Annotated in this window: 1 protein-coding gene; it reads right to left on the reverse strand. The window is 76.8% G+C overall.

The annotated features are described in order from the left end of the window. Nucleotides 1–323: CDP-glycerol glycerophosphotransferase family protein (locus tag B7L92_RS43405; protein WP_255311366.1), on the reverse strand; the 323-nt coding region annotated here is incomplete at both ends.

Consider the following 323-nt stretch of genomic DNA (forward strand, 5'->3'; position numbering starts at 1 on the left):
CCCGGCCACGTCGGCCGCGGTCGCCGTGTGGAGCGGGTCGGTGCGCGGCTGGCCGTACTCCAGGGTGGTGTACCGGCCGGGGTACGCCCGCTCCCAGGCCAGGGTGGAGTGGCGGTTGGCGGTGACGACGTAGTCCCACCGGTCGACGTCCTCCAGGAGCCGCGCGAAGTCGGTGCCCCGGGCCGCCGCCGGGCGCTCCAGGAGGTCCAGGCCGGTGTGCCCGAGGGGGGTGCCGCGCTGCGTCCGGACGACGACCTGGCCCTCGCGCTTGACCAGGCGGGGGTCCAGGCCGGTGTCGCTCACCAGGTAGGCGGAGCGGGCGA

This window comes from Streptomyces viridosporus, from assembly GCF_002078235.1.
Taxonomy (GTDB): Bacteria; Actinomycetota; Actinomycetes; order Streptomycetales; family Streptomycetaceae; genus Streptomyces; species Streptomyces viridosporus.